Source organism: Pseudomonas sp. PDM18, from assembly GCF_014852585.1.
Lineage (GTDB): Bacteria > Pseudomonadota > Gammaproteobacteria > Pseudomonadales > Pseudomonadaceae > Pseudomonas.
Genome location: NZ_JACVBX010000002.1, coordinates 195,912 through 211,168, shown reverse-complemented (window position 1 = coordinate 211,168; position 15,257 = coordinate 195,912). Strand labels below are relative to the sequence as shown.

Here is a 15,257-nt window from a genome sequence, read left to right as displayed (position 1 = left end):
GTGAAGTATCCTTGCTGCCTGCGTACAGGCTCTATAATCGCGGCCTGCCAAAGCGAGGCCCGCATGACCGCCATCCAGATCAAGACCCCCGCCCTCACCCTCAAGGCCGGAAGCCGCGCGCTCCAGCGCATCCGCGAACAGGGGCTGGCCCCCGCCGACGTTGGCATCATCCCCGGCGCCGCTGGCGGCCCGAAGGCGCTGGGCATCCAGGGCCTGGACCTCGCCCTGTTCGGTGAATGGCTGCCGCGCGCACCGCGCGAACGCTCGCTGATCGGCGCCTCCATCGGGTCCTGGCGCTTCGCCAGCGCCTGCCTGCCCGACCCGGCCGCCGGCATCCGCCGCCTCGGCGAGCTCTACACCCAGCAGCGTTTCGCCCGCAACGCGAGCATCAGCGACGTATCGAAAAGCTGCGCGAAGATGCTCGACGACCTGCTCGATGGCCACGATGCCAGCGTGCTGGACAACCCCTGGTACCGCCTCAACGTCGTAGTGGTGAAGAGCCACGGCCGCCTCGCGCAGGACGGCAAGGCCAACCTGGGCCTGGGCCTGGGCGCGGTGATCCGCGACAACCTCGTCGGCCGCCGCCACCTGCACCGGCACTTCGAGCGGCTGATCATCCACGACGCCCGCCGCGCACCGCCGCTGGAGGCGCTGTCGGACTTCCCGTCGCGCTACCTGCACCTGGACCTGGCCAACCTGCGCCACGCCCTGCTCGCCTCCGGATCCATCCCCATGGTCATGGAAGGCGTGCGCGACATCCCCGGCGCCGGCCCCGGCACCTACCGCGACGGCGGGCTGCTGGACTACCACCTGGACCTGCCCTATCAGCCCGAGGGCGTGGTGCTCTACCCGCACTTCACCGACAAGGTCATCCCCGGCTGGTTCGACAAGGGCCTGCCCTGGCGACGTGGCGATGCCGGCCGCCTGCAGGACGTGCTGCTGCTTGCACCGTCGAAGGACTACCTCGCACTCCTGCCACACAGCAAGCTGCCGGACCGCAAGGACTTCCACCGCTACCTCGGCGACGACGCCGGCCGCGAGCGTTACTGGCGCAAGGCGATGGACGAAAGCCGGCGGATGGGCGACGAGTTCCTTGAACTGGTAGACAGCGGCCGTCTCGGCGAACGCCTGCAGCCGCTGACATAATCGGCGGCTTCACGCCTACGGCAAGGAATCGCTATGTCTCACTCCCGAAAGCTTCGCTCGCTTCTGGTCATTCTCCTGCTTGTCGGCACGAGCGCGCAGGCAGCCATGGACGCCAAGGCGCAGCAGGAGATCAGCCAGTTGCTGGACTTCGTCGAGCACAGCGGCTGCCAGTTCATCCGTAACGGCAGCGAGTACCCGGCCGCTGAGGCGCGCGCGCACCTGCTGAAGAAGCTGGACTACCTGGAAAACAAGGACATGGTGAGCAGCGCGGAAGACTTCATCGAGCGCGCCGCGACCAAGAGCAGCATGAGCGGCCAGCGCTATCAGGTGGATTGCCCGGCGGGCAAGCAGGACGCCAGTGCCTGGCTGGGCGACGAGCTCAAGCGGCTGCGTCAGCCCCACTAAGGCTTTCCCGCAAATTCGTAAGAGGAACGTAGGGCGCATAACCCGGAACGGGGTATCCGCCGATTGCCTCATGGCGGATAACGCTGGCGCGTTATCCGCCCTACGATCCAAGCCGGTGCGTTTGGGAGCTTGCTCGCGAACCACCCTACCCCGGCTGCCCATCCAGCCGCGGCTTCCAAAACATCGGGCCGTAGTACCAGGCGAACAACAGGAAAGCCACCACCCAGCACGCCGCCGCGATGCTCAGGCCCTCCAGTGGCCACCACATCACCAGCAGCACCCGCGCGACGACACCCAGGTTAAGCAGCGCGAAGGCCCAGGACATCGCCTTCGGCGGCTGCAGCGGCCGGCCGGTGTGGCCCAGGCTGACCCGCGCGACCATCGCCAGGATCAGCCCGCCGACGCCACCCACGGTGAGCGCGTGGATCGCCAGGCTCACGTTGAAGGTCGGCGAGAAATTCCACAGCGCCATGCCCGCCGGGGCGAGCATCATCCACAGATAGGCCAGGTGCAGCGACCAGAGCAGCGGCACGCCCCAGTAGTCCTTGTCGTACCAGCGCCACAGACGGACCAGGTGCCCCACCGCCAGCGCGGCGAACAGCAGGCCCACCAGCGGGTGCGGCGTCAGGCCGATGCCGACAGCGCTCAGCACCGCCACCAGCAATGTGCCGCCCAGCAGCGAATGGTCCAGCCAATTCCAGGCCGGCACCTGGGCAGCACGGCCCAACCCGCGCTGGGTAAAGAACGGAATTACCCGCCCGCCGATCAGGCCCATCAGCGCCGCAACCAGCCACAGCGCCCCCAGCGCGCCACCGCGCTGCCAGGCATCGTTGCCGGTCCAGACACCGGCCATCACCAGCGCATCGGCGAGTGTCAGCAGGCTCAGCACGGCGATGATCGGGTAGTTACGCTTCTGCCGGACCTGCCACAGACTGCGGCCGATGAAGAAGGCCAGCGCCGGCATGAACGCCAGCTCCAGCACGGTGACCAGCCACAGCGGAGCACCCACGAGCCAGCCTCCCCGCGCCGCGAGCCAGACCAGCGACAGCACCATCAGCGGCTTGCCGCTGACGCCGGGGCGGCCGGTCCAGGTCTGCACCGCGGTCAGCAGGAAGCCGGCGATGATCGCCGCCGCGAAGCCGAAGAGCATTTCATGGCGGTGCCAGGCCAGCCAGCCGCCCAGTGGTTGCCAGGCCGGCAGCATGCCGAGCAGCACCGCCGCCCACGCCGCAATGGCGATCAGCGCGAAGACCGCGCCGCCGAGGAAGAACGGGCGAAAACCCAGGCGCCACAGGGGCGGTATGGTCAGCAGAGCCTTTCGATCAACCAGTAACACAACAAGCCTCCCAGCCTTCCTTGCGCATCTGATGTTGGGCCACCAGCCGCAGCACGTAGCCCAGCTTCAATAGTGTCGGGCCGAGGATGGTGAAGGCATGCGCTGCGACAATGCTTTGCAGGTTCAGATGGCCATCGACGAAATAGGCTCCCACGACTCCCAGCAGCAGTAGTACGAGCCCGCCGGTCAGCAGTGACCAGGACATCGACAGATTGCGTTGCGGGCAGGCGAACAGACTTTCCATCACACACCTCCTCGGGTTGCGCCGGCCCGCCATCGGGCCGGCGCTCAGGTTCAGGCCTCCAGCGCGCTGGCCGGGCCGAAGAACTCGTAGTGGGACTGTTTCTCGGGCACACCGATCTCGCGCAGGTAACGCTTCACCTGCGCCATGAACGGCTTGGGACCGAGGAAGTAGGCGTCCAGGTCGCGGTCTTCCGGCAGCCAGTCCGCCAGCAGCTCGCGATTGAGGAAGCCTTCGACGTGGGACGCGTCCTGCGCGCGCGGCTCGCTGTAGCAGAAGTAATGCTTGAGCTGCGGATGCGCGTCGGACTGCGCCTCGACCCACTCGCGGAACGCATGGACACCACCGTGGCGAGCGCAGTGGATGAAGTGAACTTCCCGACCGGACTCAAGAGCCGGCTTGAGCATGGCCAGTGCCGGGGTGATGCCGACACCGGCAGTGATAAGCGCCAGCGGCTTGTCGCCACCGCGCAGGACGAAATCGCCCGCCGGCGGGAACAGGTCCAACTCGTCGCCCACGTTCAGGCGATCGTGCAGGTAGTTGGATGCCTTGCCTTCGGGTTCACGCTTCACGCTGATGCGGTACTCACGGCCGTTGGGCGCGTCGGACAGCGAGTAGGTGCGACGCATTTCCTCGCCATCGATCTCCAGGGACAGGCCGATGTACTGGCCGGGCTGGAAGTCCAGCAGCGGCTCGCCATCCAGCGCCTGGAAGTAGAAGGAGGTGATTTCCTCGCTCTCGGCCTCCTTGCGGGCAATGCGGAAGCGCCGCGCGCCACGCCAGCCGCCGTGTTGCTCGGCGTTCTGCTGGTACACCGACTCCTCGGCGCCGATCAGGATGTCGGCCAGTTGGCCGTAGGCGGCAGCCCAGGCGTCGAGCACTGCCTGGGTGGCGATCTCCTCGCCAAGGACCTCGCGGATCGCCCGCAGCAGGCAGCTGCCGACGATCGGGTAGTGTTCCGGCTGGATCTGCAGGGCAACGTGCTTGTTGACGATCCTCGCCACCAGCGGGCCGAGCTGCTCCAGTTCATCGATATGGCGGGCGTACATCAGCACGCCATTGGCCAGCGCCCGGGGCTGGTCGCCGGAGGCCTGGTGCGCCTGGTTGAACAGCGGACGAACTTCCGGGTACTCGCTGAGCATCATCTTGTAGAAGTGCTGGGTCAGCGTCTCTCCGCCGGTCTCCAGCAGCGGAACGGTGGCCTTGACCAGGGTACGGTGTTCGTTGGACAGCATGGGGTTCTCCTCGCGTGGGCCAGGCAGTGAGTGGGCGCCTGCGCCTTCTGCGAGAGACATTTCAGGAAGCGTGCCAAGCGAACAGCCCTGTAATCACGGGCACGCCAGCCGCACATGAGTCATAATGACCGCATGCCAACCGAGTCATAACGACTCCCAAGAGGTCAATATGACTCGAAACCCTCTACTCGCCACCCTCCTCCCGCTGGTCGCCGACCTGTCCCGCGAGCTGCCGGAAAGCGAACGTTATCGCCGCCTGCTGGAAGCCCTGCGCGGCCTGCTGCCCTGCGATGCCACCGCCCTGCTGCGCCTGGAAGGCGACCAACTGGTGCCGCTGGCCGTCGATGGCCTGAGCCAGGACACCCTCGGGCGCCGCTTCAAGATCAGCGAGCATCCCCGCCTGCGTGCCCTCATCGAGCATCCCGGCCCGACGCATTTCGCCGCCGACTGTGGCCTTCCGGACCCCTATGACGGGCTGGTGGAAGGCCTGCACGGCCATCTGGAGGTCCACGACTGCCTGGGCTGCCCGCTGCTGGTGGACGAGCAGCCCTGGGGCCTGCTGACCCTGGACGCACTGGACCCCGAACGCTTCTCCACCGCCGACCTGGACAACCTGCAAGCCTTCGCTAGCCTCGCCTCCGCCACGGTAAAGGCCAATCAGCGCATGACCGACCTGACCCAGCGCGCCGACCACGAGCAGCAGCGCGCCGACGCCTACCAGCGCGCGTCCGGCGACCAGCCCAGGGAGCTGATCGGCCAGAGCAAGCCGCATCAGGCGCTGATGAATGAAATCCAGGTGGTGGCCGGCAGTGACCTGAGCGTGCTGATCACCGGGGAAACCGGGGTCGGCAAGGAGCTGGTGGCGCAGTCGATCCACGCCAATTCGCTGCGCCGCACCCAGCCGCTGATCAGCCTGAATTGCGCAGCCCTGCCGGAAACCCTGGTGGAAAGCGAGCTCTTCGGCCACGTTCGTGGCGCCTTCTCTGGCGCGGTGGGCGAAAGGCGCGGCAAGTTCGAACTGGCCGATAGCGGCACCCTGTTCCTCGACGAAGTGGGCGAGCTGCCGCTGGCGATCCAGGCCAAGCTGCTGCGCGTACTGCAGAGCGGCCAGCTGCAGCGCCTGGGTTCGGATCGCGAACACCGTGTGGACGTGCGCCTGATCGCCGCTACCAACCGCGACCTCGCCGAGGAGGTCCGCGCTGGCCGTTTCCGCGCCGACCTCTACCACCGCCTGAGCGTCTACCCGCTGCGCGTGCCGCCCCTGCGCGAGCGCGGCAACGATGTGTTGCTGCTGGCCGGCTACTTCCTCGAACAGAACCGCCCGCGCCTGGGCCTGCGCAGTCTGCGCCTGACCCGCGAAGCCCAGGCTGCGCTGGTCGATTACTCCTGGCCGGGCAACGTGCGCGAGCTGGAGCACCTGATCGGTCGCGCCTCCCTCAAGGCCCTGGCGAATCACTCGCAGCGCTCGCGCATCCTCAGCCTGGGCGTCGACGACCTCTCATTGAATGCCCTGCACAAGAGCAAGGCAGAGGCTTCCAGCAGCGCCGAACGGGCTCCCGAGGACTCCGAACCGGTGGGTGAACTTCGCACGGCGACGGACGCCTTCCAGCGCCGCGTGATCAGCCAGAGCCTGGAACGGCACGAAGGCAACTGGGCGGCCGTGGCCCGCGAGATGGGCCTGGACCGCGCCAACCTCAATCGCCTCGCGAAGCGCCTGGCGATCAAGTGAGCCGCTGGCCGGATCGGCCGGCTCGGCAGGTGCGATGGTGATAGACTATGCGCCCATTTTCCGGCCGGCCCGTTCCAGGGCCGGCGATCGTCACAGAGCGCACCACGTGGAATTGTTCAAAGAGTTCACCTTCGAGTCCGCCCACCGCCTGCCCCATGTTCCCGCCGGGCACCAGTGCGGACGCCTGCATGGCCACTCCTTCCGGGCCGCCATCTACATCGAGGGCGAGGTCGATCCGCATACCGGCTGGATTCGCGATTTCGCCGAGATCAAGCAGATCTTCAAGCCGATCTACGACCAGCTCGACCACAACTACCTGAACGACATCCCCGGCCTGGAAAACCCCACCAGCGAGAACCTCTGCCGCTGGATCTGGCAACAGCTCAAGCCGCTGCTGCCGGAGCTGTCCAAGGTCCGCGTGCACGAGACCTGCACCAGCGGTTGCGAGTACCGCGGCGACTGATGCGCTGCAAGCCATGAAAAAGCCGGCGATTGCCGGCTTTTTCATGCCGGCGTCAGGCTCAGAACAACCCCATCTGCTTATCGACCAGCGCACTGAAGTCATCGTCCACGAAGGGCAGGATGGCGTCGGCGATGGGCCGTAGTTGCCGGCTGACGTAATGGTCGTAGTCGATGGGTGAGCTGAGCGTTTCGAGCGGCTCCGGGCCGTTGACCGTAATCACGTAGCTGATCCAGCCACCGCGCTGGTACTGACGCGGGCGGCCCTGGCGCTCGTTGTAGTCGTCGGCGATGCGCGCGGCGCGGACGTGGGGCGGCACGTTGCGTTCGTAGTCGCCGAGCTGGCGGCGCAGGCGCTTGCGGAAGATCAGCAGGTCGTCCTGTTCGCCGGCCACCGTGCGGTTCACGTAGTCGCGCACGTAGTCCCGGTATGGCTGGCGCTGGAAGATACGCAGGTAAAGCTCCTGCTGGAACTGCTGGGCCAATGGCGACCAGTCGGTGCGTACGGTTTCCAGGCCCTTGAAGACCATCTCGTCGCTGCCATCATCACGCCGCACCAGGCCGGCGTAGCGCTTCTTGCTGCCCTCTTCGGCGCCACGGATGGTTGGCATCAGGAAACGCCGGAAGTGCCGCTCGAACTGGATTTCCAGCGCGCTCTCCAGCCCGTACTCCTCGCGCAGGTGGTCACCCCACCACTGGTTGACGTGACGCACCAGCGCGTGGCCGATCTCGGCGGCAGCTTCCTCGTCATGGGCGCGGCCGAGCCAGACGAAGGTGGAGTCGGTGTCGCCGTAGATCACCCGGTGCCCCTGCCCTTCGATCAACTCGCGGGTGCGGCGCATGATTTCGTGGCCACGCATGGTGATAGAGGATGCCAGGCGCGGGTCGAAGAAGCGGCAGCCGCTAGAGCCGAGCACGCCGTAGAAGGCGTTCATGATGATCTTCAGGGCCTGGGACAGCGGCGCATTGCCGTCACGCTTGGCGGCGTCACGACCCTGCCAGACGCGCTCGACAATGGCCGGCAGACAGTGCTGCGTGCGCGAGAAGCGCCCGCCACGGAAACCGGGAATCGACGCCTCGTCCGTCGGGTCGCTCAGGCCCTCCACCAACCCCACCGGGTCAATCAGGAAAGTGCGGATGATCGACGGGTACAGGCTCTTGTAGTCCAGCACCAGCACCGACTCGTAGAGCCCCGGTCGCGAATCCATGACGAAGCCGCCGGGGCTGGCTTCCGGTGCCTTGCCGCCGAGGTTTGGTGCGACATAGCCCAGCCGGTGCATCGGCGGCAGGTACAGGTGGGTGAAGGCTGCCACCGAGCCGCCGCTGCGGTCCGCCGGCAGCCCGGTGACGCTGGCGCGCTCGAGCAGGAAGTCGAGGATGCGGGTCTTCTCGAAGATACGTGTGACCAGCTCGCAGTCCTTGAGGTTGTATTTCGCCAGTGCCGGCTTGTCCTCGGCGAAGCGGCGGTCGATCTCGGCCATGCGGTCGTAGGGGTTGTCGATGGACTTGCCCTCGCCCAGAAGCTGCTGCGAGACGCTCTCCAGGCTGAACGACGGGAAGCTCCAGAACGCCGAGCGCAGCGCCTCGATGCCGTCGATGATCAGCCGCCCCGCCGCCGCAGCGAAGTAGTGGTTGCTGGAGGCGTGCTGCCGCCAGCCCATCTCGTCGCCACCGCGCCCCAGGCGCAGGGGAATCTCCAGGCGCTTGGCGTGCTCCTGCAGCACCCGCAGGTCGAACTGCACCAGGTTCCAGCCGATGATCGCATCGGGGTCGTGCTCCGCCAGCCACTGGTTCAGGCGCTCCAGCAGCTGCGCGCGGCTGTCGCAGTACTCCAGCTCGAAATCGCGCTCGCCATCGACGCCATTGGCCGGGCCGAGCATGTACACCTGGCGCTGGCCGCAGCCTTCCACGGCGATGGAATAGAGGTCGCCACGGATGTTGGTTTCGATGTCCAGCGAGGCCAGCTTCAGCTTTGGCCGGTACTCCGGCGCCGGCCGCAGTTGCGCGGTGACGGTGCTGCCGCCCTCGCCCGGCTCGCCGCTGAAGGTGACCGGGGCGGTGATGAAGCGCTCCATCAGGTAGCGCTCCGGCGGGCGGATGTCCGCTTCGAACACCTCGACGCCAGCCTCGCGCAGGCGCTTTTCCAGGTTCATCAGCTGGCGATGCTGCTGGCAGTAGAGACCCAGTACCGGGCGTTGCTGGAAGTCGCGCAGACCCAGCGGGCGCAGTTCGGCGCCGCGCTCACCGGCCAGCAGCTTCTCGGCGCGGGCGCGCTGTTCTGCGGGCACGAAGGCCACCGAAGTCTGCGGTGGCAGCAGCACATGCCGGGGCCCTTCATCGGTAGCCAGCCAGAAGCCCACCTCGGTGCCTTCGGGCGTATCCCGCCAATGTCGCGTCAGGACGAAACCCTGCCTTGCCTCCACGCTCTAACCACCCGTCTGTCGATTCATGCCGACATTCTACCGGTCCGCCCGCGGATTCGTTGCAAGGCGTGTAAATCCGACCGATGCGTTTGACGCACGCCCCGCGTCTGCCCAAGCTAGCGGGCTTTCGTTTGCCTGCCAGGACTCGCCCGTGACCGATTTGTCCCGCCACTGGACCCGCCCTCTCCTCGCCACCCTGTGCTTCACCACGCTGCTATCCGGCTGCGGCCTGTTCGGCAAAAAGCCCGAAGAAGCCCAGGCGCCCACCTATTCCAAGGCCGACTGGTCGGACCTGCCGCAGACCGCCGACACCGATGTGCTGCAAGGCTTCAGCGCCTGGCGCTCGGCCTGCGCAGTGCGCCTGAAAAAGGATGATATCTGGGCCACGACCTGCGCCGACGCCGCCAGCGTGCCAGCCTCCGCCCCGGCGATCCGCCAGTTCATGCTGGCCCATCTGCAGCCCTACCAGCTGCGCTCGGGCGAAGGCAGCAAGAATGGCCTGATCACCGGCTACTACGAGCCCGTCTACCGCGGCAGCCAGCAGCGCGATGCCAAGCACACCGTGCCGGTCTACGGCGTACCGAAGGACCTGATAACCGTGGCGCTGGACAGCGTCTACCCGGAACTCAAGGGCAAGCGCCTGCGCGGCAAACTCGAAGGCAACACTCTGGTCCCCTACGCCGACGCCGCCGGCATCCGCCGCGATGGGGTCAATGCCCCCGTCCTCGCCTGGCTACCCGACCCGATGGACCTGCAGTTCCTGCAGATCCAGGGCTCCGGCCGTGTGGAGCTCGCCTCCGGTCGACAGTTGCGCCTGGGCTATGCCGAGCAGAATGGCCGCCCATACAAGCCGGTGGGCCGCTGGCTGGTGGAACAGGGTGAACTGAGCAAGGAAGAAGTCAGCATGGCGCGCATCCGCGACTGGGCCCGCGCCCACCCGCAGCGCGTAGACGAGTTGCTGGCGAGCAACCCCAGCTACGTGTTCTTCAGCCAGCGCCCGGACAGTAACGAAGGCCCGCGCGGCTCGCTGAACGTTCCGCTGACACCGGGCTACAGCGTGGCCATCGACCGCAAGGTGATCCCGCTGGGCAGCCTGATGTGGCTTTCCACCACTCGCCCGGACGGCGCGCCAGTCGTGCGCCCGGTAGCTGCCCAGGACACCGGCGGCGCCATCGTCGGCGAAGTGCGTGCGGACCTGTTCTGGGGCACTGGCGACGCTGCCGGCGAGCTGGCCGGGCACATGAAACAGGACGGCCAGCTGTGGCTGCTGTGGCCGAAGGACAAGACACTGCCAGGGGTGTAAGCGTCACGTAGGAAAGTAGAGGCAATTCCTACACGCCCTACAGAGCTCCCTGAATCATCGGCATCACCGCTGCTCGGACAATGGTCAGCGAATCCAGGCCCTCTGGCTTCGCTGACCCTCAACCCGAACGCGGTGACCGCCATGAAGAACAACCAGCCTCCCCTTCGCTCCCAGCGCCAGCACCGCGGCTGGCCGCCGGACTACGACGTGCTCTGCTGGATCGGCGCCATCGCCCTGATCCTGCTGTTCTTCGGTGTCGATCAATTCTTCGTGTCGAAACTACCGGGCACTGGCGTCATCGAACATCGCGGCGTTCCCCAGCGCGTCGACCTGGCGGCCACCCAGGCGCTGGCAGCGGTGAACCACAACCGCCAGTAAGCGATTCAATGGCCCTGGCGGAACTGCCTAGGCGTCATCCCGCTCCAACGGCGGAAAGCCTTGGCGAAGGCGCTCTCATCCGAGAAGCCCAAACGCTCGGCCACCTCGCCCAGCCGTGATGGTTCGCGCAGCATCTGCTCGGCCATACCATGCAACACTTGCTCACGCAGCAGCTTGAAGCTGGTGCCCTCGTCGGCCAGCTTGCGGTTGAGATGGCGCCCGCTGAGTTCCAGTTGATCGGCCACCTTCTCCTTGCCCCAGCGCGGGTTCTGCCGCAGCAGTTGCTGCACGCGCGCGGCGAGGCTCTGCGCCCCCAGGCGCTCCAACTGCGCATCGGCCAGCGCACGCAAATGCTCACGCATCAGCGCATTGGCCTGGATCAGCGGAACATCGAGATCGGCTACGGCAAAGCTCAGCGAGTTCTCGGCGCAGGCGAAATCCACCGGGCACGCCAGCAACTCAACGTAACGTGAAGGCTCACCCCGTGCGGCATGGCTCAACGCCAGGCGTTGCGGCCCGACACGGTCCCCGGTGATCCAGCGGGTCAGGTGCACCAGGCTCGCCAGCGCAGCCTCCACACGCTCCTCGCGACGCACGACATAGCTCGGCCGATAGACCAGCCGCACTTGCATCGCGTCCTGCTCGCGCTGGAACTCGCTGCCCTCGGCAATGATCGGGTAGTACTCGAGCAAGGCGTCCAGCGCCTCGCCGTAATGCTCGCAGCTCATCAGGAGCGCGCCGACCATGTCCAGGTGCCCGACCTGCAGGGCGCTGCCCAGTCGCAGGCCCAGCAGCGGATCGCCCGAAGTGGCGCATAGGGCTTCCCAGAAAGCGTCCTGGCGCTGCAGGGGGATACGCGGTTCGAGGCTGGCGGCGTGCAGATCGGCAGGCACCGGCAGCCCCAGGCGCTGGGCTGCCTGCAGGATGCCCTGGGCGTAATGAACGGTAATGGTGTGCGGCATGGTCCCGAATTAACCGGCAAAGGTCCCGATTGAGCCGTTACCGGGCGGTAACGCTCCCCTATGCTTGCCAATTACAACGATAAATACAAACAAGAGTCGCCTTGCATGCTGATTGAAACCGAAGCCGCGCCCATGCCGCCGGCTCCCGCCCGCCCGCCATTCCCCGCCCTTCCGCTGCGGGAGAACGGCGATGCCTGAAGTCCATCTCGAATTCTCCGGCGCTTCGATGATCGCGCTGAATGCCATCATCGCCCTGATGATGTTCGGCGTGTCGCTGGAACTGCGCCGCGACGACTTCACCCGCATCCTGCGCCAGCCCAAGGCCCCGGTGATCGGCATGCTGGTGCAGTTCCTGCTGCTGCCCGCCGCCACCTGCCTGCTGACCATCGTCCTGCCCATCGACCCGGAACTGGCACTCGGGATGATCCTGGTGGCCACCTGCCCCAGTGGCACCTTCTCCAACATCATGACCTGGATGGCCCGTGGCAACGTCGCGGTCTCGGCCAGCGTCACCGCCGTCTCCGGCTTGAGCGCGGGCATCTTCACGCCACTGAACTTCGCCCTCTATGCCGGATTGAACCCGGCGACCCGCGACCGCCTCACGCAGATCCACATCGATCCACTGGAACTGGTGGGCGTAGTGGTGCTGGTGCTGATCCTGCCGATGCTGCTGGGCATGGCGCTGGGCCGGCACAAGCCGCAGCTCGCGCAGCGCCTGGAGAAGCCGCTGCGGCAGTTGTCGCTGCTGGTGATGCTCGGCTTCGTCGGCATGGCCTTCGCCAAGAACTTCCAGCAGTTCATGGCCTACTTCCATCTGTTCTTCTGGCTGGTGCTGCTGCTCAACGGCACGGCGCTGCTGCTGGGCTACACCTGCGCGCGGCTGTGGAAGCTGCCGGACGCAGACGTGCGGGCGGTGACCCTGGAGAGCGGCATCCACAACTCCGCGCTGGGCATGGCGCTGATCCTCACATTCTTCCCGCAGGCCGGCGGCATGCTGCTGATCGCGGCATTCTGGGGCTGCTGGCAGCTGTTTTCCGGGCTGGTGCTGGCGCAACTCTGGGCGCGTCGCGCACCCCGCGCCACCGCGGTGACCGCGTCGTGAACGCGCCCGCCCTCGCCCTCGGCGGCTTCATCCTGCTGGCCTACACCCTGGAAGCCATCACCGGCTTCGGCAGTGTGGTGATCGCCCTGTCACTCGGCGCGCTGCTGATGCCCATCGAGACGCTGCTGCCGATCCTCGTGCCGCTGAACATCGGCATGACCGGCTACCTGTGCTGGCGCCACCGCCGCCTGATCGACACGCGCCTGCTGCTGCGCACCGTGCTGCCGGGGATGCTCATCGGCATGCTGATCGGCTACCTGCTGTTGCCGCACCTGGACCCGCAACCGCTCAAGCGCGGCCTTGGCGTGCTGATCCTCTGGTTCGCCGGCCGTGAGTTGTGGCGCCTGCGCGCCAGTGCCCCGGAGCGCGGCAGAACGCCCAACTGGGTGGTGCGCCTGGCCACCGGCGCCGCCGGGGTCTGCCATGGCCTGTTCGCTTCCGGCGGGCCACTGCTGGTCTACGCGCTCTCGACCCGCCCGCTGGACAAGACCCGCCTGCGCGCCACCCTGGTCTGCGTCTGGTTCACCCTCAACGGCCTGCTGACCCTTGCCTTCCTCCTCGACGGCCGCCTGCGCCCGGCGCTGCCCCAGGTGCTCGCCTACGCGCCCCTGCTGCTGCTCGGCGTATGGCTGGGCGAACGCCTGCACCACCGCTTCGAGGAACACCACTTCCGCCTCGCCATCCACTGCCTGCTGCTGGTCAGCGGCGTCCTGCTGCTGTCGCCCTGGAGCCTCCTGTGAGCTACGACATCATCATCAAGAACGGCCTGTACTTCGACGGCAGCGATGCCCCCGGCAGCCTGCGCCACGTCGGCATCAAGGATGGCCGCATCGACACCCTGAGCGTCAGTCCGCTGGACGAAAGCGGCTGCACGCAGATCATCGACGCCGCCGGCAAGTGGGTCACTCCCGGCTTCCTGGAAATCCACTCGCACTACGATGCCGAAGCCATCGCGGCGCCGGCACTGAAGGAGTCGGTGCGCCATGGCGTGACCACCGTGTCGGTGGGCTCCTGCTCCATCAGCATGGTGCTGGGCGAGGCCGAGGACTGTTCGGACCTGTTCACCCGTGTCGAAGCCGTGCCACGCGAGCAGGTGCTGCCGATCCTGCGTGACAAGCGCACCTGGAAGGACGCCAAAGGCTACCGCGCCTTCTACGACCAGCAGCCGCTGGGGCCCAACCTCTGCTCCTTCCTCGGCCACTCGGAGCTGCGCGTCACGGTAATGGGCCTGGAGCGCGCCATCAGCGGCGCCAAGCCCACGGAAGCCGAGCTGCAACGCATGGAGGAACTGCTGGAACAGGCGCTGGACGCCGGCTGCTTCGGTCTCTCGGTGATGACCACGCGGCTGGACAAGATGGACGGCGACCGTGCCTGGTCCAGCCCGCTGCCCTCCACCTTTGCCAGCTGGAAGGAATTCTCCCGCCTGTTCGCGGTGTTGCGCCGGCGCAACGCGCTGATGCAGGGCGCACCCAACGCGGTCACCAAGATCAACGTGTTCGCCTTCCTCTACCAGGCTCACGGCTGGTTCCGCCGCCCGCTCAAGTGCTCGATGCTCACTGCGCTGGACTTGAAATCCCAGCCCTTCATGCACCGCATCACCCGCGCCTCCGGTTGGGTCGCCAACCGCCTGCTGCGCGGCCGCTACCGCTGGCAGACCCTGCCCGCGCCCTTCGTGGTGCGCATCGAGGGGCTGAACATGAACGGCTTCGAGGAGTTCGGCGCCGGCGAGGTGCTGCGCGACATCAAGGACCCGGAAGAGCTCTACACGCGCATCCAGGACCCGGCCTTCCGCGAACGCTTCAAGAAAGACATCAAGGCCACCCTCAGCCTCGGCCTGTGGCACCGCAACCTGTCCGACTGCTGGGTGCGCGAATGCCCGGATGCCTCAATGGTCGGGCGCAACTTCGAGGACATCGGCCGCGAGCGCGGTCTGGACCCGGTGGACGCCTTCTTCGAGCTGGCCGGCCAGTACCGCAACGAGCTCAAGTGGACCACCTGCTACGGCAACCACCGCCCGGACATCATGGGCAAGCTGCTGGCCAGCCCCTGGACCCAGCCGGGCTTCGCCGACTCCGGCGCGCACCTGGCTTCCCACGCGCAGTACAACTTCCCGCTGCGCATGCTCAAGTACGTGCGCGATGCCGAACTGGCCGGACAGAGCTTCATGGACACCGGCCGCGCCATCCACCGCCTGACCGGCGAGCTGGCGGATTTCGCCGGGATCGACGCCGGCTACATCCGCGTCGGCGACCGCGCCGATCTGGTGGTGGTCAACCCGGCCGGCCTGACCGATGAGCTGGATGACGTCTGCGAAGCGCCCATGGAGATCATCGGCCTGACGCGGCTGGTGAAGCGCAACGACGATGCGGTGGAGGCCACGCTGATCAACGGGCGCGTGGCCTATCGGCGCGAGAGCGGCTTCCCGGAGGCACTGGGCAAGGAGCGTGGGTTCGGGCGCTTCCTGCCGGGGCGCGATGTGCTGAGCCGCCCGCAGGAAGTGCCGGCCGGGGAACCGGCCTTCGGCCGGTAGTTGCGGCG

The 15,257-nt window shown here is 66.9% G+C and carries 14 protein-coding genes; 9 read left to right on the top strand and 5 right to left on the bottom strand.

Features of this window, described 5'->3' with window-relative positions:
• Positions 1-63 precede the first annotated feature (63 nt).
• Together IB274_RS05770 and IB274_RS05765 are read left to right on the top strand one after the other, a co-directional pair.
• Complete coding sequence (locus tag IB274_RS05770; protein WP_192431083.1) at positions 64-1,146, top strand: patatin-like phospholipase family protein; 1,083 nt, start codon at positions 64-66, stop codon at positions 1,144-1,146.
• A 33-nt stretch (positions 1,147-1,179) separates the two neighbouring features.
• A complete protein-coding gene (locus IB274_RS05765) occupies positions 1,180-1,551 on the top strand; it encodes a DUF5329 domain-containing protein (RefSeq protein ID WP_192431082.1) in 372 nt (123 codons plus the stop codon).
• A 145-nt stretch (positions 1,552-1,696) separates the two neighbouring features.
• On the opposite strand, the gene IB274_RS05760 is transcribed toward IB274_RS05765, so the two are convergent.
• From IB274_RS05760 to hmpA, 3 genes are read right to left on the bottom strand one after another with little or no spacing between them, the layout of a single operon-like run.
• On the bottom strand, positions 1,697-2,887 hold the full coding sequence (locus tag IB274_RS05760; RefSeq protein WP_192431081.1) for an NnrS family protein: 1,191 nt from the start codon (positions 2,885-2,887) through the stop codon (positions 1,697-1,699).
• Positions 2,874-3,131 carry a transmembrane sensor/regulator PpyR gene (locus IB274_RS05755; RefSeq protein WP_138214299.1) on the bottom strand — a complete coding sequence of 86 codons (258 nt, stop codon included), beginning with the start codon at positions 3,129-3,131 and terminating at the stop codon, positions 2,874-2,876. The genes IB274_RS05760 and IB274_RS05755 overlap by 14 nt, the downstream gene beginning before the upstream one ends.
• A gap of 50 nt (positions 3,132-3,181) precedes the next feature.
• Complete coding sequence (hmpA, locus tag IB274_RS05750) at positions 3,182-4,363, bottom strand: NO-inducible flavohemoprotein (RefSeq protein ID WP_192431080.1); 1,182 nt, start codon at positions 4,361-4,363, stop codon at positions 3,182-3,184.
• A gap of 169 nt (positions 4,364-4,532) precedes the next feature.
• Between hmpA and norR the strand changes: the two genes are divergently transcribed.
• Together norR and queD are read left to right on the top strand one after the other, a co-directional pair.
• On the top strand, positions 4,533-6,092 hold the full coding sequence (gene norR, locus IB274_RS05745; RefSeq protein ID WP_192431079.1) for a nitric oxide reductase transcriptional regulator NorR: 1,560 nt from the start codon (positions 4,533-4,535) through the stop codon (positions 6,090-6,092).
• A 106-nt stretch (positions 6,093-6,198) separates the two neighbouring features.
• Positions 6,199-6,555 carry a 6-carboxytetrahydropterin synthase QueD gene (gene queD / locus IB274_RS05740; protein WP_017516521.1) on the top strand — a complete coding sequence of 119 codons (357 nt, stop codon included), beginning with the start codon at positions 6,199-6,201 and terminating at the stop codon, positions 6,553-6,555.
• Positions 6,556-6,613: 58 nt separating this feature from the next.
• Here queD and IB274_RS05735 read toward each other — a convergent pair whose 3' ends face one another.
• Positions 6,614-8,974, bottom strand: coding sequence for a DNA polymerase II (locus tag IB274_RS05735; protein WP_192431078.1), 2,361 nt, complete (start codon positions 8,972-8,974; stop codon positions 6,614-6,616).
• A 151-nt stretch (positions 8,975-9,125) separates the two neighbouring features.
• Between IB274_RS05735 and IB274_RS05730 the strand changes: the two genes are divergently transcribed.
• Both IB274_RS05730 and IB274_RS05725 read left to right on the top strand, forming a co-directional pair.
• Positions 9,126-10,277, top strand: coding sequence for a murein transglycosylase A (locus tag IB274_RS05730; RefSeq protein ID WP_192431077.1), 1,152 nt, complete (start codon positions 9,126-9,128; stop codon positions 10,275-10,277).
• 141 nt (positions 10,278-10,418) lie between these two features.
• Positions 10,419-10,655, top strand: a complete 237-nt coding sequence (locus tag IB274_RS05725) for a hypothetical protein (RefSeq protein ID WP_192431076.1) — start codon at positions 10,419-10,421, stop codon at positions 10,653-10,655.
• A 5-nt stretch (positions 10,656-10,660) separates the two neighbouring features.
• Here IB274_RS05725 and IB274_RS05720 read toward each other — a convergent pair whose 3' ends face one another.
• Complete coding sequence (locus IB274_RS05720) at positions 10,661-11,617, bottom strand: AraC family transcriptional regulator (protein ID WP_192431075.1); 957 nt, start codon at positions 11,615-11,617, stop codon at positions 10,661-10,663.
• Positions 11,618-11,807: 190 nt separating this feature from the next.
• Here IB274_RS05720 and IB274_RS05715 point away from each other — a divergent pair, with 190 nt between their 5' ends.
• The 3 genes from IB274_RS05715 to IB274_RS05705 are packed head-to-tail and all read left to right on the top strand — an operon-like array spanning position 11,808 to position 15,249.
• Complete coding sequence (locus tag IB274_RS05715; RefSeq protein ID WP_192431074.1) at positions 11,808-12,719, top strand: bile acid:sodium symporter family protein; 912 nt, start codon at positions 11,808-11,810, stop codon at positions 12,717-12,719.
• The gene (locus IB274_RS05710) at positions 12,716-13,459 is read left to right on the top strand and encodes a sulfite exporter TauE/SafE family protein (protein WP_081520512.1); all 744 of its coding nucleotides are present in this window, start codon (positions 12,716-12,718) and stop codon (positions 13,457-13,459) included. Before IB274_RS05715 ends, IB274_RS05710 begins: the two co-directional genes overlap by 4 nt.
• Entirely contained in the window at positions 13,456-15,249 is a 1,794-nt protein-coding gene (locus IB274_RS05705; RefSeq protein WP_192431073.1) for an N-acyl-D-amino-acid deacylase family protein, read from the top strand. Before IB274_RS05710 ends, IB274_RS05705 begins: the two co-directional genes overlap by 4 nt.
• Positions 15,250-15,257: the final 8 nt, after the last annotated feature.

Bases quoted from the DNA above. Each gene is read 5' to 3' on its own strand.
- IB274_RS05715 (WP_192431074.1), top strand. From the start codon at position 11,808: ATGCCTGAAGTCCATCTCGAATTCTCCGGCGCTTCGATGATCGCGCTG.
- IB274_RS05720 (WP_192431075.1), bottom strand. From the start codon at position 11,617: ATGCCGCACACCATTACCGTTCATTACGCCCAGGGCATCCTGCAGGCA.
- norR (WP_192431079.1), top strand. From the start codon at position 4,533: ATGACTCGAAACCCTCTACTCGCCACCCTCCTCCCGCTGGTCGCCGAC.
- hmpA (WP_192431080.1), bottom strand. From the start codon at position 4,363: ATGCTGTCCAACGAACACCGTACCCTGGTCAAGGCCACCGTTCCGCTG.
- IB274_RS05725 (WP_192431076.1), top strand. From the start codon at position 10,419: ATGAAGAACAACCAGCCTCCCCTTCGCTCCCAGCGCCAGCACCGCGGC.
- IB274_RS05765 (WP_192431082.1), top strand. From the start codon at position 1,180: ATGTCTCACTCCCGAAAGCTTCGCTCGCTTCTGGTCATTCTCCTGCTT.
- IB274_RS05755 (WP_138214299.1), bottom strand. From the start codon at position 3,131: ATGGAAAGTCTGTTCGCCTGCCCGCAACGCAATCTGTCGATGTCCTGG.
- IB274_RS05770 (WP_192431083.1), top strand. From the start codon at position 64: ATGACCGCCATCCAGATCAAGACCCCCGCCCTCACCCTCAAGGCCGGA.